The organism is Inquilinus sp., from assembly GCF_057815775.1.
The window spans coordinates 1-19650 of record NZ_JBYRFX010000606.1; the positions used below are offsets into that span (position 1 = coordinate 1).

Below are 19650 nucleotides of genomic sequence, written 5' to 3' on the forward strand. Positions count from 1 at the left end.
CGAGATCCCGTTCTGATCCTGGTTTCAACTGAAAATGCCAGTGGGCGGACCAATCGGTCCGCCTGCTTCATTCCAGGGTCTAGGGCTTCGGGCCGAGTTAGACGGCGATGACTGCCCCGACCTTACCCCATCGCCTCCAACGGCTCGCGCCGGGCGTTGTCCGGCGGGGTACGGCGCACCCCGGGCTGGGCGGCCCAGGCGGCGGCGTTGGCGATCACCTGCTGCACCTCGGGGTGGTGATAGCTCGGGAAGGTCTCGTGCCCAGGCCGGAAATAGAACACCCGGCCATAGCCACGGCGATAGGTCAGGCCGCTGCGGAACACCTCGCCGCCCTTGAACCAGCTGACGAAGATCAGCTCGTCCGGCTCCGGCACGTCGAAGAACTCGCCATACATCTCCTCTTGCGGGATCTCGATGCAGCGGTCCAGGCCGGCGGCGATCGGGTGTGCCGGGGCGGTGACCCAGATCCGCTCGTTCTCGCCCTGGGTGCCGTGGACCCGCCAGTTGACGCTGCAGCTGGTGCCCATCAGCCGGCGGAAGATCTTCGAGTAGTGCGCGGAATGCAGCACGATCAGCCCTAGCCCGCCCATGACGTGACGGCGGACGCGCTCGACCACCGCATCCGATACGTCCTTATGCGCCTTGTGGCCCCACCACAGCAGCACGTCGGCACCGTTCAGCGCTTCGTCGGTCAGCCCGTGCTCGGGCTGGTCCAGGGTCGCGGTCGCCACCGGGAAGCCGCGCTGGCGCAGCGGGGCGGCGATCGCTTCATGGATGCCGTCGGGGTAGACGGCGGAGACGTCGGGGTTCTGCAGCTCGTGCCGGTATTCGTTCCAGACGAGCAGGCGGGGAAGGGCCATGTCAGGGATCTCCGGGGAAGAGGTCAGGGCAAGATGTCGGATACGTTGACCCATGTGCCGTCCTGGGCGCCCGACCGCATGCTGGCGAAGCTGGTGGCGAGGGACTGTATATTGTCCGCGCCCGAGGTGAAGTAGCGCGGCGGCGTGCCGCGCACGGCCTGGGCGAAGGCGTTCAGCGTGCCGGCCCGGTCGATCAGCTCCACCGGCACCATCGGCAGATCCTCGGTCGTGCCGTCTGGCCGCCGCAGCACCACCTTGTCGGCGGTGGCGCCGCCGGGGCCGCGCGCCTGCCACAGCAGCTCGCCCTCCTCGCATTCGATCGCCCATTCGCCGGTCCAGGTGGTCGGCGTGCCGCGCGAGACCCAGGAGCCGTTGTAGGACACCATCATGCCGCTCTCGAGCGCCAGCAGCGCATGGGCGGCGGCGTGGTCCTTGAAGGGACTGTCCGGCGTGTTCCAGCTGCGGCAGGCGACGCGCTGCACATTCTCGCCGAAGATCATCCGCATCAGGTCGAAATGGTGGATCGCCATGTCCAGCAGCAGCGGGCCGGGGATGTCGTGGTAGCGGTGCCCGGTCACCTTCCAGTTCTGCCGGAAGTCGATCAGCGCCGAGAGTGCCTTGCCATAGGTGCCCTTGCGCACGAGGTCGGCCACGGTCTGCACCGCCGCCTGGTAGCGGTAGTTCTGGCTGACCATCAGCACGCGGTCGGCCTTTTTCGCCAGGGCTATCAGCTCCTGGGCCTCCTCCAGCGTGGAGGTGAAGGGCTTCTCGACCAGCACATGCTTGCCGGCCTTCAGCGCGGCCTCGCTGATGGTCTTGTGGCCGGCGGTCGGCAGCACAGCCAGCACGGCCTCGGCCTCGACCTCGGCGAGGGCGGCGTCGAGGCTGGGGAAGCATTTGGTCTCGGCCAGGCCCAGCGTCTCCTGCGCCCGCTTCACCGCCTCCGGGCTGGCATCGACAAAGCCAACAACGTCCACCGCCTTCACCTGCGGCAAGACATTGTGGGCCCAGTTCGTGCCCCAGCCGCCGAGGCCGACCTGAATCACCTTGACCGACATTCCGTCTTTCCTTTGCTTGCCGTCTCTTTGCTCTACCAGCGGCCGCCGCGGCTCAGCCGGTTCAGGTCTTTCTGCAATTGGGCGAGGTTGGTGGCGCCGTCGCCCTGCTTGGACAGCGTGGCGTGCACGGCGTTCCAGAACAGGGACGAAACCTCGCTGTAGCGTTCGCCGGTCACCGCCGAGGGGCGGGCGGCGGTGCCGTCCAGGATCTGGCGCGTGATCTTGAAGAAGGGTCGCTTCGCCAGCAGCTCCTGGTCCTCGTAGAGGGCAGGGATGGTCGGTTGGTAGCCGCCTTCCAGGGCCCGGCGCTTCTGCTCGTCCCGGCTGGTGAGGTACATCGCGAATTCCGCCGCTTCCTTCGGATGGGTGGAGTATTTCGACACCGCGATCTGCCAGCCGCCCAGCGTCGCCGCCGGCCGGGCGCCCTCGCCGTCGCCCTTCGGCAGCGGGGCATAGCCGACCTTGCCCTTGACCGGGCTGTCGGCCGCCTCGGCCAGGCTGGCGGCGTAGGGCCAGTTGCGCATGAATGCGGCGTTGCCGGACTGGAACACGCCGCGAGCGTCTTCCTCCATATAGTTCAGCACCCCGTCCGGGGCGATGGTGCCGACCCAGGAGGCGGCGAGGTCCAGCGCCTGGGCCGCCTGCGGGTTGTAGACCGTGATCTTGCCGTCGGCGCCGACGATGGTGCCGCCGCCGGCGCTGGCGATCCATTCCAGCGCGTCGCAGGTCAGGCCCTCATAGGCCCGGCCCTGGAACACGAAGCCGAAGAAACGGTCATTGCCGTCCTTGCGCTCGCCGTCCTGGATGGTCTTGGCGGTCTCGGTCAGCTCGGTCCAGGTCGCGGGGACCTTGAGCTTGTACTTGTCCAGCAGGTCCTGGCGGTAATACAGCAGCCCGGCATCGGTGTACCAGGGCAGGGCCAGCAGGTGTCCGTCGCGGGTCAGCCCCTGGATGATGCCGGGGAAGTACTGATCGATGGTGGCCTGGTCGACATACTGTTTCAAATCGACGAAGTGGCTGCCGAGGATACCGGGCCAGATGACGTCGACCTGGAACACGTCGATATCGCCCGACTTCCCGGTCAGGAACTGCTGATAGAGGGCCAGCTGTTCCGAGGTCGATTGCGGGGCGGCGACGATCTTGACGGTGTTGCCCGTCTTCGCGGACCAAGCCTTGGCTGCTTCGTCGCACAATCGGGACTGGATGCCGGTCGAGCCGCAGGCGAAGGTGACGTCGACGCCCGCCAGGGCCGGCGTTGCCGCCAGGGCCAGGACCAAACCGGCGGCGAGGGTGATCAGATGTCTCCCGGACATGTGTTCCTCCTGTGGATCGGGGCGCGGATTCTGGCGTCCGCTGCAACCGATTACAGATTAATGCCGAGGGGCGCTTTGGCAACGACAATCGCTGGCCGATGCATGTGAGGGCGCCTGTACGCCAGCCGCGCGCGATGCGGTTCGATCGGGCACCCGACCGGGCCCACGAGGCCGGACGTGAGGGACTCGCAGGACAGCCCGAGAAGTGGGTAAGGATTCGATAGATCCTCGTTTGTTTTTGTTCCACAACCGGTGGTCGTACCGGTCAAGGCAATGGGGAGGAAATTCGAGTCGATGAGTTCGATAAAAAAATGGACATAAATAAATATTCCAGATATTCCGATAGTTGGTACAACCTTTGGTCATCTTGTAGGAATTGTCTCCGGGAAAATCCGATTATTCTCTCGATGCATAGCCCGTTATGCAGGTTTCTTTGTTGGGATTTCCTAGTAAGGACTTGCAGCGTTTCTTGAGTTGATTAATAAATGCTTGTCTACTTTCCCCTTCTGTGCTACATAAGGGGGTATTAATGCTAGTTTATCCGACCTTTTAGGGAACGCCGGACATGAATGAATATTCGAAAGCGCTGAATCGATAGCCCGTTGGTTCGAAAATTGCTGGCCTCCGGGATCGAGGTCAAAGAGTTTTTGACATGCCCATTGAAGTTTCTGATCGATGAATACGAATGCGTTGACGCGGGCCTATCTGCTCCTCGGAGGCTTGGGGGCCGTCTCGCTGATCGGCTATGGCGCCTATAAGACGTATTCGCCGGTCATGCCGGCTGCGGTACAGGCGCCCGCGATCGCGCCGGTGTCTTCCGATGTGGCTGTGGTCGGCGTCATGACGGCGTCGCGGTTCATTGCGCGTGGCCAGGTCATCGCGCTCGAGGACGTTTCCACCACCTCAATCGTGGGCGCCGCGCCGAACGGTGCCAAGACCACGATCGAAGACGTGGTCGGCAAGATCGCCACGGCCGACATTCCGCCACAGCAACTGCTGCTCGACTCCGTCATCTCCGCCGACCCGGCCCGGGCAGGCCTGGCCGGCCTTGTTCCTGCCGGCTATCGCGCGATCAGCATCCTGACCAATGACGAAATCGCGGTCAGCGAATTCATCCGCCCGGGCGACAAGGTCGACATCCAGCTGGTGCTGCCGGACAGCGCCCTGAACAAGCAGGGCGGGCTGCAGCAGCAGCGCGCGGAAAGCGGGGACCTGAGCGAGGCCCGCACCGTGCTGCAGGATGTTCTGGTGCTGACCGTCGGCTCCACCCTCGGCGACCCGGCGGTGGCGCAGGCTGCCGCCGACCAGGGCGGGACCGGACGGAGGGTGGACTCATCCCGGACGATCAGCCTGGCGATGACGCCGGACCAGATCGCGCAATTCGCCTTGGCCCGCAGCCTCGGCTCTTTCTACCTCTCGCTGCGCAGCCCGGACGACCTGCAGCTGATCAGCGACAACACCGCCAAGCTGGTCGACATCCGCGGGCCCACCCCGCCACCGGCCGCACCCCAGGCCCCGCAACGGCGGCCGATCGAACTCATCGTCGGCGACCGCAGCCAGCTGATCTACCCCAGGACGTCCGGAGAGCCGCGATGAGATTTGTGGTCCGCATGCTGTGCTTTGCGGTTCTTGTCCTCGTGACCGGTGGTGCGGGGGCGGAGGAACTGCAGCTCGGCGTCGGCGCGCAGCGCGTGCTCAATTTGCCGGCGCCGATCGCCCGGATTGTCGTCGGACAGGGCGGCATCATCGACGCCACCGCGCTGAACGAAGACCAGTTGCAGATCACCGGTGTGCAGGCGGGCAAGACCACGCTGGCCATCTTCACCACCCAGTCGGACCAGGGCATCTCCTACAACGTCACCGTCGGTGGTTCGCCGGCGGTGGCGCTGCCGACCATCCCCAGCCGGGGCGACCCCGCGCGGCAGATGAGGGGGCAGCCCGGGCTGCAGGGGGTGCGGGTGAACCGGGACGGCGACACCTTGGTCCTGTCCGGTTCCGTGCCCAATCTCGAGGCCCATGCGCGAGCCGCGAGCATCGCCAACGCCTATGGCGACGGCAAGGTGGTCGACCTGATGCAGGTCACCGGCAATCAGATGGTGGCGGTCGACATCCAGTTCGCCGCCGTGTCGGCGACGACGCTGAAGGCCCTGGGATTCAACTTCGGGGCGCTGGGCGGCAGTGATTTCCAGGGCGCGCTGGTCAGCCCGAACGCGCTGCAGAGCTATAGTTTCACCAACAACCTGTCGGTCACCGCCTCGGCGCCTCTGACCAGCGCCTTCAACCTGTTTCTCGGCGATCCGCGCAACGGCATCCTCGGCCTGCTCAGCGCCTTGTCGCAAGCGGGACTGACCCAGCTGCTGGCCCAGCCCACGCTTCTGGTCCGCTCCGGCGATCATGCGGAATTCCTGGCTGGCGGCGAGGTCCCGATCCCGGTGCCGCAGGGCGGGGCGTCCCTCGGCACTGTCACCATCGAATACCATCAGTATGGCGTGAAGCTCGACATTGCGCCGGTGGTGCTGTCGGACAAGCGCATCGTGCTCAAGGTCTCGCCGGAGGTCAGTGAGCTCGACTATGCCAACGCGCTGCAGTTCCAGGGCTTCAACGTACCGGCGTTCCGTCGGCGGTCGACCTCGACCACGGTCGAACTCGGCGACGGTCAGAGCTTCGTTCTCGCCGGCCTGATGTACAGCAACAGCGCGGTCAACGAGAGCAAGTTTCCCTGGCTGGGCGACATCCCGATCATCGGTGCGCTGTTCAAATCGACCAACAACCAGCAGGAACGCCAGGAGTTGATCATCGTCGCCACGCCGCGGCTGGTGAAGCCGCTGGCGCCGAACCAGGTGCCGCCGCTGCCGGGGGTGGACACGCGCAAGTTCAACCCGACCATCGGCGACATGATCCTGAATGTCGACCAGGTGCAGGACCATCTCGCGCCCTATGGGCTGATGCAGTAGGCCATGATGTTCAGGATCACCGTCGCCTCATCGGACACCACCCTCGCGGCCAGGCTGATCGCCGCCCTGGAGGGGATCGCCGCGGTGATTCCGTCGGTGCCCGACACGTCGTCGCTGCTCGAGCTCTGCGGCAAGACCAAGCTCGACCTGATCCTGCTCGACGCCGACCCGGTCGACGGGTTCGGCACCGGGCTGGCCGACACCATGCGGGCGCTGGCTGCCACCGATCCGGAGGCACCGGTCATCGTCCTCGGCGACGAAGGGGATGCCCGCTCGGTCCTGCGGGCCATCCGTGCGGGCGCGGCCGATGTCGTCGACCGCGACGCCCAAGGTGAGGCACTCAGCGGCCAGCTCGGACGCCATCTCACCGGTGCGCCGCGCGGCGAGGCCACGGGGGGCGGTGCCCTGACCCTGGTGCTCAGCGGTCAGCCCGGCGGCGAGGGCCTGTTCGCCGTCAACCTCGCCGTGCTGCGCGCCAAGGCGGCCGGTGAGGCGCTGCTGATCGACGGGGCGCTGCCGTCCAGCGAGGCCGGCGCCGCCCTGAACGTGCCGCTCGCCTACACCATCCGCGACGCGGTCCAGGACCTGCCGCGGCTGGACCGGACGCTGCTGTCCTCGGCCCTCGGCCGGCACGCCGCGTCGGGCCTGCACGTGCTGCCGCTGGCGGTGGCGGGTGAGGAGGTGCACGACATCGCCACGGACAGCATCGTCTCGATGCAGCTGGTGCTGCGGGCCCTGTTCGGCGAGGTGATCCTGAATGCCGGCGGCATCCGGCACCCCGGCCTGCTGACCGAATTCGTCCGTTCCGCCGCCCGGATCTACCTGGTGGCGCCGCAGAAGTTCACGGCGGTCAAGGCCTGCCGCGACCTGCTGATGCAGATCGGTCCCAGCGCAGCAGTGCTCGACCGCATCACCCTGGTGGTCGAGGACCATATGCCGGGCATCACCCTGACCGACGAGCAGATGCGCGAGGCGCTGGGCCTGCGGCGCTCGGTGCGCCTGCCGGCAGCGCGGGTCGAACTGCTCAATGCGCTCAACACCGGGCGCCCGTTGGTGCTGGACCAGCCGCGCTCGCCTTATGCCCGTGCGCTCGAAAAGCTGGCGGAAGAGGGCATTTCCGCACCGGCCAAGGCTGGCCGACCGGCGCCGCGCGGGCCGCGCCTGTTCGGCCGGCTGCGGACGTCGTGAGGGGGCGCGGGCCATGGCAGGGCTGACCAACGGCGTCGGGGTGAAGGTCGGGATGGATCCCGAGCTGGCGGCGTCCGAGCTGCGCACCACGGATGGCTACCAGCGCACCAAATTCGCCATCTTCAACCTGGTGCTGGAACAGCTCGAGGCCCTCGGCATCAACGCCGAGGCGGCCAGCCGGCCGATGGTCCGCGACGGCATCGAGCAGGCGATCACCCGCTTCGCCGCCAAGGAAGGGCTGGCGCTGAACGTGGCTGAGCGGGCGCTGCTGGCGGCCGAAGTGCAGAACGAGGTGATCGGCCTCGGCCCGCTCGAGCCGCTGCTGCGGGATCCGACGATCGATGACATCATCGTCAACGGCCCGTTCAAGATCTATGTCGAGCGCGGTGGCCAGATGTCGCCGGTGCCGGCCCGGTTCCGCGACACTGCGCATCTCATGAACATCATCCAGCGCATCGTCAGCCCGATCGGTCGCCGGGTCGATGAGGCGACGCCCTATGTCGACGCCCGGCTGGCGGATGGGTCGCGCGTCAACATCGTCATTCCGCCGATCGCACTCGACGGGCCGATGGTGTCGATCCGCAAGTTCCGCACCCAGGCCATGGGCGCGCAGGACTATGTCCGCCTCGGCTCGATGAATGCGGAGATGCTCGGCTTCCTCGCCGCCGCCGTGCGGTCGCGCCTCAACATCCTGATCTGCGGCGGCACCGGCTCGGGCAAGACCACGCTGCTGAACATGCTCAGCAGCTATATCGACGAGAAGGAGCGGCTGATCACCATCGAGGACGCGGCCGAGCTGCAGCTGCGGCAGAGCCACGTTGTCCGGCTGGAGACGCGTCCGGCCAATCTTGACGGCAGCCGCGAGGTCACGGCCCGTGACCTCGTGCGCAACGCCCTGCGGATGCGGCCGGACCGCATCATCCTGGGCGAGGTGCGCGGCGCCGAGGCGGTCGAGATGCTGCAGGCGATGAGCACCGGCCATGACGGGTCGATGGCGACGATGCACGCCAACACCAGCCGCGATGCCTTCGGCCGGCTGGAGATGCTGCTCGGCTTCGGCGGGCTGGCTGCGGACCCGAAGACGATCCGGCGCTATATCGCCAACAGCATCCACATCCTCGTCCAGGTGAACCGCATGGCGAACGGCAAACGGCGGGTCACCACGGTCTCCGAACTGACAGGGCTCGAAGGCGACAGTTACAGCCTGAACCAGCTCTTCGCCTTCGAGGAGCAGCCGCCGATGAGTGGACAGGGTGAGTTCAAGATCCTCTCCACACGTCCTTTCTATGCCCATCGTCTGGTCGGCCTCTCGGATCTGCGGGCAATCGTTGGGAAGGGAGGGGGAGCATGAACGGCCTCGGCTTCCTCCTGCTTGGTGTGCTGGCACTGTTCGCAATGGCAGGCTTCAGCCTCCTGGCTGGCCGGACTCAGCGCAAGCGGCAGCAGCAGATGCGAGAGCGGCTGGAGGCTCTGCGCGGCGTGTTCTCACCGGCGGAAGACGGCAACGGCCCAGCGCGTGTTGTCGCCGAGCCGCGACAGGGCCCGCATTTCTTTCAGCTCTGGCTGGCGCGCGCCGATGTGACGTTGCCGCTGCACCGCCTGACTGCGGTTGCCTTGATCCTGACGGGGACGGTGGCCTTTGTTGTCTGGTTCCTCGGCCCGATAGCTGGCGCCGCGGCCACAGTGGCGATCCTGGGCGCCGCGATCTATGCGCTGTACACCCTCGCGGCCCGGCGCCTGAACGCCTTCATCGCCGGGCTGCCGATGTTCCTCGACTCATTGCGCCAGCTTCTGATGGTCGGCAATTCGGTGCAGCAGGGGCTGCTGAAGGCGGCAGAGAACGCGGCACCGGCCATGCAGCGCTATTTGCAACCGATGATCCGGCGCATCAACAACGGCGCGCCGATCCCGGAGGCAGTGGCGTGGCTGGCGAGCCGGCTGGAGGTGCCGGAGCTGTACATGCTGGCGACGGCGACGGAGGTCAATTTCCGCTTCGGTGGTCGGATGTCTGCGGTGCTGGCCAATTTGGTGCAGATCCTACGTGACCGGGCCAGGGTCGGGCGTGAACTCAAGGCTTCGACGGCGGAGATACGGTTCAGCGCCATTGTGCTCGGCGTGATGCCCACTGTCGCGGGCGGCCTGATTTGCTTGGTGAAGCCTGATTATATCCTGTTCTTCATCAATGCGGAGCAGGGGCCACGATTGGCGATGATCGCGCTCGGGCTGCAGGCCGTCGGCGTCGTCATCATGCGTCGCATCATGCGGCTGGAGTTCTGACGCCATGGCGCTCTCCAGTCTCGAAATCACCATTGTGATCGTCACGGGCTGCTCGAGCCTGTTTCTGCTGGGTCTGGGCCTCCGCGGCTCAGTGGGAGAGGTGCGGCTGAAGAAACGCCTCACCAAGCTTTCCGACGCGCCGAGGCAGGATGACCCGTTGAGCGGGATCGCTTGGCTTCGTCCCTTCGAGCGGGTGCTGATCGGCGGCGGCAAGGATCGGGATGAGATCCTGCAATATCTGCGGGCGGCCGGCTACTACGACCCGCGTGCGGCGCTGGTCTTCGCCGCCCTGCGCCTGCTTGCGACAACGATGGCCATCGTCGCAACCGGGCTCGCGATCTGGTGGTTCGGCCATTGGTCCGGCATGGCCAGGTTCTATCCGCTGGCGGCAGGCGGCGTGATCTATATCGCCGCCAAGATAGCGCTGCGGTCCCTGTCATCGATCCGCGCCCGCAAGATTGGTGCGGAGTTGCCCTTCGCGCTCGATGTGCTGCTGTTGATGCTCGAAAGCGGGGTCAGTCTTGACCAGTGCTTCCGCACGATGGCCCAGGGCGATGGCGGAGCTATGCCTCATATCCATCAATCGATGCGGATTCTGGTCGACGACCTGCAGCGCGGGATGCCGTACGACCAGGCGCTCGATCGTTGGGCCGAAAGGCTGGGTATCTCTGGCGTCCGCGAGATCGCCTCCCTATTCAAGCAGACCTTGCTCTACGGCATCGAGCTCGGGCCGGCCCTACGGGATTTTGTGCGCGAGTTCTCAGATCGGCGTGTATCGACCGCCAGGGAAAGCATCGGCCGGAAGACCACGCAGATGACGCTGGTCATGATCATCTTCCTGATGCCGGCTCTGTTCATCGTTCTCGCGGCCCCGGCTTTTGTTTCCATCGTCAAGACACTGTCTGGGCTGGGAAAATGACGCGCCTTCCCCTCCGTCTCGCGACGCTCGCCCTTCTGCCCTGGCTTTCGGCCTGCTCCAGCGTGTTTGGCGACAGCCAGACGGCCCGTCGCGATCCGTCTCCGGCCGATCAGTTGCCTCAGGCTGCACCGCTCGATGCTGAGAATTCGCGTGATCTCTATCTCGGTGTTGTCGACAAGCTGCGGCAGGGCGGCAAATCGCGGGCCGCGCTGGCCTATCTCGACGACTATGACAATCGCCATCCCGGGGATATCCGGGCGCAGGTGCTGCGGGCCAACGCCTTCCTGGATATCCAGGACTATGATCGGGCCGAGGCGATCTATCGCCAACTCCTCGATGGGGATCAGGCGGCGGCGGCCTATGATGGCCTCGGCCGTGTCGCGGCTGGCCGCAGCGACTGGGCGAAGGCCCGCGTGCAGTTCCACGAAGCGGTCCGGCGCGAGCCGATCAACGTCAAATATCTGAACGACCTTGGCTTTGCCGAGATGCACATCGCCTCCTACGATGAGGCCCTGTTTACCCTGCGCCAGGCCAATGAGCTGGCGCCTGACAATGCCCAGGTGCGCAACAACCTGATCCTGTGCCTCGACGTGTCCGGCCAGGGTGACGCCGCGAAGACCATGATGGGCCGGATCGCCAACGCCCAGGAGCGGCGGGCGGTGGAACAGATGTTGAAGACCGCGCGCGGCCAGATGCGCGGACCGACCAGCGCCGGCACGGCGGCTTCCGCCCCGCCCCGGCGCTTGGCGCAAGCCTCGGAGAACCAGCCATGATGCGAGCGTTCCTCACGGCACTGTATGCCGGCGTCCTGATCCTGCCGGCTGTCGCTGCCGATGCCCAGCAGGTGCTGGTGAAGCCGGCGGCGCCGGATTGGTTCGAGAGCAACCGCACCCTCCAGGTGCTGCAGGCACAGGAGCGGCCGCATCCGGCCCCCGGGGCGCCCGGCGGCCTCGGCGGAGCCGAGGCGACACAGGTCTACCAGAACTTCATCAAGGGCATCGGCACGCCGCTACAACCGCTTTCGGGCAACTCCTACGGCCCGCCCACGGATTTCGGGTCAGGATCGTCCTCGGGGGGGCAACAATGATCACCAGATTGATACGGCGTCCATTTGGCGACCGGGGCGCGATCGCTCCCTTTGCCGCTCTCATGCTGGTGCCGTTGATCGGCGCGACGGCATTGGCCACGGATGTAGGCCTCTGGTACGCCCAGAAGCGGCATCTGCAGGCGGCGACCGACGTGGCGGCGCTGTCGGCCGTCTTCCATCCCGCCCAGGCGGCGGCGATCGCCGGACAGTTTCTCAAGTCCAACGGCTTCGACACGGGCAATCTCACCTCGACTGTCCCTGGCGTCTACTGCCCCGATGTTGGCTTGGCCCCGTCCGCGCGGTTCAAGCCGGGCCTCGTCGCCTGCTCTTCCACGGACGCGGCCCCGGCAGCCTATAGCGCGGTGCAGGTGACGACCCAGACCACCGTGCCTGGGGTGTTTTCGCGTGCCCTGCTGCAGCCGGACAAGGGTGGCCAGATGGGGCAGCCTGGCGGGGGCGCCAACAACAAGGAAGGCATCTATCCGATCAGCGCCCGGGCCACGGCAGCGCAGATCAATGAGGCTGGATTCCAGGCCGGCACCGGCCTGCTCCGGGTCGACACCCAGCAGAGCGCATTGCTGAACGCGATCCTGGGCGGTGTGCTCGGCACCCGTATCAGCCTGTCCGCGGTTCAGTACAACGGGCTGTTGAACACCAACGTCAAAGCATTGAGCTTCCTCGATGCGCTCGCGATCCAGGCCAACGTGACTGCGGGCACCTATGACGGATTGCTGGGATCGACGGTCAAGGTCGGGACGCTGCTGCAGGCCGCCGTCGACGCGCTCAACAGTGCGGGCAATGTCGCCGGCGTCTCCCTCGATGCCGTCAACGGGCTGCTGGCACTGAAATCCCAGATCGTCGGCAATCCCGAACTCACCATCGGCCAGTTGCTGGATCTCGGGGTCTGGCGCAACCAGCCGATCGGTGGGTCCACGGCGCCCACGGCGCTCGATGCCAAGCTGAACCTGTATCAGTTGGTGACTCTGGCGGTCCAGGTGGCCAACAAGCAGAACTTCATCTCGATCCCGGCGATCACCGTCGGCTTGCCGGGCCTCGCCTCGGTGCAGGTCACGGCGACGGTGATCGAGAAGCCGCAGACCCCGCCTTTCGCCTTCGGGCCGACGGGAATGTCGATCCACACCGCGCAGGTACGGCTGCAGGTCAAGCTGCAGCTCCTCGATCTCTTCGGTCTGCTCGGCCAGGGCATCCAGCTGCCGGTCTATGTCGAGGCGGCCTCGGGTGACGCCACGCTGACGTCGATCACCTGCGACCCCGCCATCAAGGTGGGGGTGGGGGCTGACGTCAAGGCGGCCGCCGCCTATATCGGCACCTTGCCGATGGGGCTGATGACCAATTTCAGCCACAAGATCAACTACCAGACCGATATCCAGCCGGCACCGCTGGTCGATGTCAGCGTGCTCGGGCTGCTGGGCCTGGTTGAGATCACGGGTCGGGCGAAGCTCGAGCTGCTCACAGGTCATCAGGACATGGTCTTCAACAAGCAGCAGATCGACAACCTGATTCCGCAGACGGTATCGGGCGGCAACGTGGTCCAGAATCTGCTGGGCAGCCTGGGCGTTGACCCCGTCACCGGCAAGCCGAACCTGGAGCTGAAGGCCTGCGTTCTCAGCCTGCTCGGGCTCTGCCTGCTGCCCGTCGACCTGTCAGTGGTCAGCAAGACGGTTACCGCCGTCAATCAGCTTCTCAGCCCCGTCATCACCGGGTTGCTCGATCCGCTCGTCAACAACCTGCTGGCCGGGCTGGGCGTTCGCCTCGGCGTGATGGATGTCACCGTCACCGGCGTGCGCTGCGGCGTGCCCGTGCTGATCGAATAATCGGAACACCGCTGGCGGGGCCGGGCCGCGGGCGGGACAACGTCAGACCCGGTTATCTATGGAGGTATTATCATGTTGCGGAATATTCTGAAGAAGGCGTCTATCGTTGCTCGGGACGAAGAGGGCATCACCGCTGTTGAATATGTGGTTCTTGCCGCGCTGGTTGCCGCTGGGCTGATCGCCACGGTCCCCACTCTGACCGCCGCTTTCACTCAAGGATTTACTGCCATCTCTACTGCCATCAGCAGCGCCAGCAAGTAGCCAAATCGCGTACTTGCTTCTCTTTAAACGAGCTCATGGGAACAGCCATGATCCTGTCAGTGCGACGTGCCACTAGGTTGAACGGCGGGCGCAAGCCCGCCGTCCTTTCCGACGAGACGGGACTGGCCGCGGTCGAATTCGCTCTGATCGCCCCGGTCTTCCTGATGCTTCTCTTCGGCATCGTTATCTACAGTATCCACTTCGGCGCTTGGCTTGCGGTCAACCAGGCGGCGGCGGAGGGCGCGCGTGCCTCCGTGGCCGGCATGGATCTCGGGGAACGCCAGGACCTGGCCGAAAAGACGGCCCTGGCCGTTCTTTCGGCTTACGGGCCGATCCTTGGCAATATCACCGGCTGCGGGAGCGACAAGCCCTGCACGATCAAGGCCGATGTTTCACCAACTGACGAGCACCTCTTTCAGGTGACGGTCACCTACGACCAGGCGGCCCGCAATGCACAGAGCGGTCTGCAAGGAAGTGACGGGAAGAAGAACTTTCTGCCTTTGCCGCTGCCTAACCCGTCGGCGACCGTGACCGTCGCCAATGGCGGGTATTGATGGCCGGGCTCGATTTCATCGCGCTCGGTCTTCTGGTCCTGCTCTTGCTGCCGATCGTCTTGATCGATCTGCGCGAGAGCAGGATCCCGAACATCTGCAACCTGGCGCTGGCCGCCGGCGGGCTGGCCCAGGCCCTGATCCGCAGCCCCACGCTGCAGACGCTTGGCTTCTCGCTCGGCGCGGCCGTGCTGACCTTCGTGCTGCTGGCCGGTACCGTCTGGCTGATGCAGAAGATCGATCGCCATGCCAAGATCGGCTGGGGCGACCTGAAGTTCCTGACGGCCGCCAGCCTCTGGGTCGGGGTCCAAGGCAGCCTGATCGTGCTGGTCCTGGCCAGCCTCGTGGCGTTGCTTGCGACCCTCGCATTGGCGCCTTGGCGCGGCGTGAACTGGCGGGAGATGCGGCCCTTCGGCCCCGCCCTGGCGCTTGGCCTGCTGGTCGTCACCGCGACCATCTTCATCCGCAGCGCCGGCGGGATCTAACCGCGCCCGGCATACTCATCGGAACGGATGCTGCGGCGGCAGGCCCAGATCCTGCCGGGCGGCATCGGACAGGGCTTCGAGCCGCAGCCGGCCGGGACGCGGGCGGCGTGGGCCGCCGGTGGAGGCGGGGCGGCCCAAGGCCTTGTGCCACAGCCGTGTCAGCAGGCCGGCGGGGCGCTGGCGCAGCGGCGCCCGGAAGGTGAGGGTGGTCATCACGCTGCACTCCTGGTTTCGATCGGGGGCGGGCATGGCGCAGCCGCGGTCCCTGCCGCTGGCCGGCATGGGGCGGGCTTGACGTCGCAAGCCGGAGCCGGGGTTGGCCGGCGAGGCCCGTCGCAGGCCACGATCACGGTCTCGACCGCGATGCCGGGCTTGGTCCGGTACAACACCACTTCGGTGAGGAACGGCATCGCTGTCTCTCTCGTTGGGGCCGGCAGGCACGGCGGCGATGGTGAGAGATTACGCCACCCCTCCTGACAGCTTGGTGTCAGGAGACCCGAGGTCGAGCCGATGAATTTCCGTCGCTCCCGCCGCGTTGATGATTGATCCGACAGCCGTGAGGTTGATCCGCGGATTTTGATCGCCGCGAGTCCGGTCTATCTCGTTGCTCACAGCCATCGGAGTGACCATGACCGTGTCCACCCCCGCCCGGCAGCCGCCGCTCTGGACTCTCGCCGCCGCCATGGCCGGCTGCCTTGGGCTCGGCATGCTGTCGGGCATCTCCAGTGGCAGCGGCGACACGGCCTGGTATGTGTCGCTGGTCCGCGGATCCCTGACGCCGCCGAATTGGGTGTTCCCCGTCGCCTGGACTGCTCTCTATCTGCTGATGGGGGCGGCCGCGTGGCGGGTGTGGCGGTGGCGCGGCCAACCTGGCGTGCGGACGGCGCTGCGGCTGTTCGCAGCGCAACTCATGCTGAACCTCGCCTGGAGCCCCGCTTTCTTCGGGCTGGAAAGCGTCACCCTCGGCGCCCTGCTGATCGTGCCGATCCTCGTGCTGGTCGCGCTGACCATGATGGCCTTCCGGCGGGTCGACGGTGTGGCCGCGGCGATGCTGCTGCCCTATCTGCTCTGGGTCGCCTACGCGACTGCGGTCGCATGGCAGATCTGGCTTTTGAACGCCTGAATCCCGCCCGCCGCTGCTGTTAGGGTGCCGCCCCAAGGGGGGAAGGCCGACGATGTACCAGGTTCCGATCCGGCCAGGCGAAACCTGGCTGCGCGCCCGGCTTCGGCGCCATGTCCATGAATTGCTGCGCCTGGCGCTGCCGGTGATCGTCGCCCGGGCCGGGCTGCTGCTCATGGCCCTGGTCGACACCATCTTCGTCGGGCGCTACGGCAGCGAGGACCTGGCCCACCTGTCCATCGCCAACGCCCCGATCGGCACCATGATGGGCACCGGCACCGGGCTGGTGCTCGGCACGCTGGTGATGGCCGCCAACGCGCTCGGCCGCAACCGGCCGGAGGAATGCGGCGCGGTCTGGCACCGGGCGCTGATCTATGGCGGCGGGATCGGTGTCGTGCTCAGCGTGCTGTGCCACTTCATGACGCCGTTGCTGGCCCTGACCGGGCAGACTCCGGCCATGGCGAAATCCGGCGGCGAGATCGCGGTCATCCTCGGCTACGGCATGCCGGCCGCGGCGATCTACACCGTCACCGCCTTCTTCCTCGAAGGGCTGAAGCGGCCGGTGCCGGGGATGATCGCCATGATCGTGGCCAATCTCGTGAATGCCGGCGTCAACTGGCTGCTGGTGTTCGGCAATTGGGGCTTCCCGGCACTCGGCGCCGACGGCGCCGCCTGGGCCAGCACGATCTCGCGCATCTTCCTGGCGCTCAGCCTGGTCGCCTATGTCTGGATCATGCCGGGGCATGCCGGATTCGGCATCCGGCGCTGGCAGGGCTGGCGCTGGCGCGACTGGGGCCGGCAGCGCCAGCTCGGCTACGGCGCCGGCGCCAGCATCTTCATCGAGGCCGGCGCCTTCACGGCACTGACCTTCTTCGCCGGGCTGCTGGGCACCTTGCCGCTCGCCGCCTATTCGATCGGGCTCAACCTGATCTCGCTGATCTTCATGGTGGCGCTGGGCCTCGGCTCGGCCACCGCGGTGCGGGTCGGCATCGCCCATGGCCGGCGCGACGTGAAGGACATGGTGCTGGCCGGCTGGGTCGGGCTTGGCGTCAACACCGTCATCATGGTGGTGATGGGGGCGGTGCTGTGGCTCGGCGCCGGGCCGATCGCCCATGGCTACACCACCGATCCGGCGCTGGTGCCGCTGGTGGTGCCGGTGATCCTGGTGGCGACCTTCATCCTGGTGGTCGATGGCGGCCAAGTGGTGATCGGCAACGCCCTGCGCGGCCGCGGCGACGCCGTGGTGCCGACGCTGCTGCACACCATCTCCTACATCGTGGTGATGACGCCGCTGGGCTGGTTCCTGGGCGTCCATCTCGGCCGTGGCGCGCCTGGGCTGTTCGAAGCGATTCTGATCGCCAGCGTGGTCTCGGTTTCGTTGCTGGCCATCCGCTTCCAGGTGCTGGCCCGGCGCGACGGCCGCACCGCCGCCAGGGCCGGTGCGAGCGCCTGAATCGCCCTGATTTCGGCATGGTTCCGAGGGCAGGTGTTCCGATTGTTCGCAGGTGCGGAAACGTGCTAGCGTCGCCGCGCCCGGCAGGCTGACCGGGCGCGTTTTTTCGCCAGCCTGGACAGTGCATTGACCGAACGTTCCGCCACGCCGCCCCGCTTCGACATCACCCCGGTGACGATCGAGGAGGAGATGAAAAGCTCCTACCTCGCCTACGCGATGAGCGTGATCGTCTCCCGCGCCCTGCCGGATGTTCGCGACGGCCTGAAGCCCGTCCATCGCCGCATCCTGTTCGCGATGAAGGAGGGCGGCTACGATTCGACGAAGCCGTTCAAGAAATCCGCCCGCGTCGTCGGCGACGTCATGGGTAAATACCACCCCCATGGCGATAGCTCGATCTACGAAGCCATGGTCCGCATGGCGCAGGATTTCTCGATGCGGCTGCCCCTGATCCAGGGGCAGGGCAATTTCGGTTCGATGGACGGCGATCCGGCGGCGGCGATGCGCTACACCGAGGCGCGCCTGGCCAAGGCCGCCGAGGCGATGCTGGACGACATCGACAAGGACACCGTCGATTTCCAGCCGAACTACGACGAGACCCAATCCGAACCGACGGTGCTGCCGGCCCGGTTCCCGAACCTGCTGGTCAACGGCGCCGGGGGCATCGCCGTCGGCATGGCCACCAACATCCCGCCACACAATCTGGGTGAGGTGATCGACGCCTGCCTGGCGGTGATCGCCGATGCCGGCCTGACCTCGGAAGACCTCAACCTGATCGTGCAGGGGCCGGACTTCCCGACCGGCGCCAGCATCCTCGGCCGCTCCGGCATCCGCTCGGCCTTCACCACCGGCCGCGGCAGCGTGGTGATGCGGGCCAAATCCATGATCGAGGAGATCCGCAAGGACCGCGAAGGGATCATCTACACCGAGATCCCGTTCCAAGTGAACAAGTCGCGGCTGATGGAGCGCATCGCCGAGGTCGTCAACGACAAGACGGTCGAAGGCATTGCCGAGCTGCGCGACGAGAGCGACCGCGACGGCGTGCGCATCGTCATCGAGCTGAAGCGCGACGCCAACGCCGATGTCGTGCTGGCCCAGCTGTACCGCTATACGCCGCTGCAGACGTCGTTCGGCGTCAACATGCTGGCGCTGAACGGCGGCCGGCCGGAGCTGATGAATCTCCGGCAGATCATCGATGCCTTCCTCGTCTTCCGCGAGGAGGTGATCACCCGGCGCACGCGGTTCCTGCTGACCCGCGCCCGCGACCGGGCCCATGTCCTGGTCGGCCTCGCCACCGCCGTCGTCAACATCGATGCGGTGATCGAGTTGATCCGCCGGTCGGCCGACCCGCTGGCCGCGCGCGAGGAACTGATGTCCACGGCCTGGCCGGCCGGTGAGATCGCGCCGCTGATCGCGCTGGTCGACGAACCCGGCCGCCCGCTGGGGCCGGACGGCACCTATCGCCTGTCCGAAGTCCAGGCCCGCGCCATCCTCGACCTGCGCCTGCACCGCCTGACCGGGCTGGAGCGCGACAAGATCGGCGACGACCTGCGCGCCATCGTTGCCGAGATCCAGGAATACCTGGCCATCCTGGCCAGCCGGGAAAAGCTGCTGCAGATCCTGCGCGACGAACTGGCCGAGATGAAGGAGCAGTTCGCCACGCCGCGGAAGACCGAGATCCTGGATCTCGAATTCGAAGCGGATATCGAGGACCTGATCCAGCGCGAGGACATGGTCGTCACGGTGTCGAGCAGCGGCTACATCAAGCGCGTGCCGCTGTCGACCTACCGGGCGCAGCGTCGCGGCGGCAAGGGCCGCAGCGGCATGACGACGAAGGAAGAGGATGTCGTCTCCGACCTGTTCGTCGCCAACACCCACACCCCGATGCTGTTCTTCTCCAGCCGCGGCATCGTCTACAAGCTGAAGGTCTACCGCCTGCCGATCGGCACGCCGCAGGCGCGCGGCAAGGCGCTGGTCAACATGCTGCCGCTGGAGCAGGGCGAGACGATCTCGACCGTCATGCCGCTGCCGGAGGATGAGAGCACCTGGGACCAGCTCTACGTCATGTTCGCCACCGCCAGCGGCGGCGTGCGCCGCAACAGCCTGGCCGATTTCACCAGCATCAATCGCAACGGCAAGATCGCGATGAAGCTGGATGAGGGCGACAGCCTGATCGGCGTCAAGGTCTGCCGCGACGACCAGGACGTGCTGCTGGCCACCCATGTCGGCATGTGCATCCGCTTCCCGGTCACCGATGTCCGCGTCTTCAAGGGCCGCGATTCAACCGGCGTG

19 protein-coding genes are annotated in these 19650 nt (G+C 66.4%); 15 read left to right on the forward strand and 4 right to left on the reverse strand.

Going from position 1 to position 19650, the window contains the following annotated elements:
• Nucleotides 1–122: 122 nt before the first annotated feature.
• The 3 genes from AC3XYG_RS21225 to AC3XYG_RS21235 are packed head-to-tail and all read right to left on the reverse strand — an operon-like array spanning nt 123 to nt 3231.
• Nucleotides 123–860 carry a ThuA domain-containing protein gene (locus tag AC3XYG_RS21225; protein ID WP_489141860.1) on the reverse strand — a complete coding sequence of 246 codons (738 nt, stop codon included), beginning with the start codon at nt 858–860 and terminating at the stop codon, nt 123–125.
• Between the two features lie 23 nt (nt 861–883).
• Nucleotides 884–1918 (reverse strand): Gfo/Idh/MocA family protein, encoded by a 1035-nt coding sequence (locus AC3XYG_RS21230; RefSeq protein WP_489141861.1) that lies wholly within the window; start codon nt 1916–1918, stop codon nt 884–886.
• Between the two features lie 32 nt (nt 1919–1950).
• On the reverse strand, nt 1951–3231 hold the full coding sequence (locus AC3XYG_RS21235) for an ABC transporter substrate-binding protein (RefSeq protein WP_489141862.1): 1281 nt from the start codon (nt 3229–3231) through the stop codon (nt 1951–1953).
• A gap of 675 nt (nt 3232–3906) precedes the next feature.
• Between AC3XYG_RS21235 and cpaB the strand changes: the two genes are divergently transcribed.
• The 12 genes from cpaB (at nt 3907) to AC3XYG_RS21295 (ending at nt 14788) form a co-directional block, all read left to right on the forward strand.
• A complete protein-coding gene (cpaB, locus tag AC3XYG_RS21240) occupies nt 3907–4827 on the forward strand; it encodes a Flp pilus assembly protein CpaB (RefSeq protein WP_489141863.1) in 921 nt (306 codons plus the stop codon).
• Complete coding sequence (locus AC3XYG_RS21245) at nt 4824–6185, forward strand: type II and III secretion system protein family protein (protein WP_489141864.1); 1362 nt, start codon at nt 4824–4826, stop codon at nt 6183–6185. Before cpaB ends, AC3XYG_RS21245 begins: the two co-directional genes overlap by 4 nt.
• A gap of 3 nt (nt 6186–6188) precedes the next feature.
• A complete protein-coding gene (locus AC3XYG_RS21250) occupies nt 6189–7373 on the forward strand; it encodes a CpaE/TadZ family protein (RefSeq protein ID WP_489141865.1) in 1185 nt (394 codons plus the stop codon).
• 13 nt (nt 7374–7386) lie between these two features.
• Nucleotides 7387–8724, forward strand: a complete 1338-nt coding sequence (locus AC3XYG_RS21255) for a TadA family conjugal transfer-associated ATPase (RefSeq protein ID WP_489141866.1) — start codon at nt 7387–7389, stop codon at nt 8722–8724.
• The gene (locus AC3XYG_RS21260) at nt 8721–9650 is read left to right on the forward strand and encodes a type II secretion system F family protein (RefSeq protein ID WP_489141867.1); all 930 of its coding nucleotides are present in this window, start codon (nt 8721–8723) and stop codon (nt 9648–9650) included. Before AC3XYG_RS21255 ends, AC3XYG_RS21260 begins: the two co-directional genes overlap by 4 nt.
• A gap of 4 nt (nt 9651–9654) precedes the next feature.
• Nucleotides 9655–10569: a type II secretion system F family protein gene (locus AC3XYG_RS21265; RefSeq protein ID WP_489141868.1), complete on the forward strand. Its 915-nt coding sequence runs from the start codon at nt 9655–9657 to the stop codon at nt 10567–10569.
• Nucleotides 10566–11342, forward strand: coding sequence for a tetratricopeptide repeat protein (locus AC3XYG_RS21270; RefSeq protein ID WP_489141869.1), 777 nt, complete (start codon nt 10566–10568; stop codon nt 11340–11342). Before AC3XYG_RS21265 ends, AC3XYG_RS21270 begins: the two co-directional genes overlap by 4 nt.
• Nucleotides 11339–11656, forward strand: coding sequence for a hypothetical protein (locus AC3XYG_RS21275; RefSeq protein ID WP_489141870.1), 318 nt, complete (start codon nt 11339–11341; stop codon nt 11654–11656). Before AC3XYG_RS21270 ends, AC3XYG_RS21275 begins: the two co-directional genes overlap by 4 nt.
• Nucleotides 11653–13491, forward strand: coding sequence for a pilus assembly protein TadG-related protein (locus AC3XYG_RS21280; RefSeq protein WP_489141871.1), 1839 nt, complete (start codon nt 11653–11655; stop codon nt 13489–13491). The genes AC3XYG_RS21275 and AC3XYG_RS21280 overlap by 4 nt, the downstream gene beginning before the upstream one ends.
• A gap of 72 nt (nt 13492–13563) precedes the next feature.
• The gene (locus AC3XYG_RS21285) at nt 13564–13752 is read left to right on the forward strand and encodes a Flp family type IVb pilin (protein WP_489141872.1); all 189 of its coding nucleotides are present in this window, start codon (nt 13564–13566) and stop codon (nt 13750–13752) included.
• A 47-nt stretch (nt 13753–13799) separates the two neighbouring features.
• Nucleotides 13800–14306 carry a TadE/TadG family type IV pilus assembly protein gene (locus AC3XYG_RS21290; protein ID WP_489141873.1) on the forward strand — a complete coding sequence of 169 codons (507 nt, stop codon included), beginning with the start codon at nt 13800–13802 and terminating at the stop codon, nt 14304–14306.
• Entirely contained in the window at nt 14306–14788 is a 483-nt protein-coding gene (locus tag AC3XYG_RS21295; RefSeq protein WP_489141874.1) for a prepilin peptidase, read from the forward strand. The genes AC3XYG_RS21290 and AC3XYG_RS21295 overlap by 1 nt, the downstream gene beginning before the upstream one ends.
• 15 nt (nt 14789–14803) lie before the next feature.
• On the opposite strand, the gene AC3XYG_RS21300 is transcribed toward AC3XYG_RS21295, so the two are convergent.
• The gene (locus tag AC3XYG_RS21300; protein WP_489141875.1) at nt 14804–15001 is read right to left on the reverse strand and encodes a hypothetical protein; all 198 of its coding nucleotides are present in this window, start codon (nt 14999–15001) and stop codon (nt 14804–14806) included.
• Between the two features lie 415 nt (nt 15002–15416).
• Between AC3XYG_RS21300 and AC3XYG_RS21305 the strand changes: the two genes are divergently transcribed.
• From AC3XYG_RS21305 to gyrA, 3 genes are all read left to right on the forward strand, one after another.
• Nucleotides 15417–15911, forward strand: coding sequence for a TspO/MBR family protein (locus AC3XYG_RS21305; protein ID WP_489141876.1), 495 nt, complete (start codon nt 15417–15419; stop codon nt 15909–15911).
• Between the two features lie 52 nt (nt 15912–15963).
• Nucleotides 15964–17361 (forward strand): MATE family efflux transporter, encoded by a 1398-nt coding sequence (locus tag AC3XYG_RS21310; protein ID WP_489141877.1) that lies wholly within the window; start codon nt 15964–15966, stop codon nt 17359–17361.
• A 126-nt stretch (nt 17362–17487) separates the two neighbouring features.
• On the forward strand, nt 17488–19650 hold a 2163-nt coding region (gene gyrA, locus AC3XYG_RS21315; RefSeq protein ID WP_489141878.1), incomplete at its 3' end, for a DNA gyrase subunit A.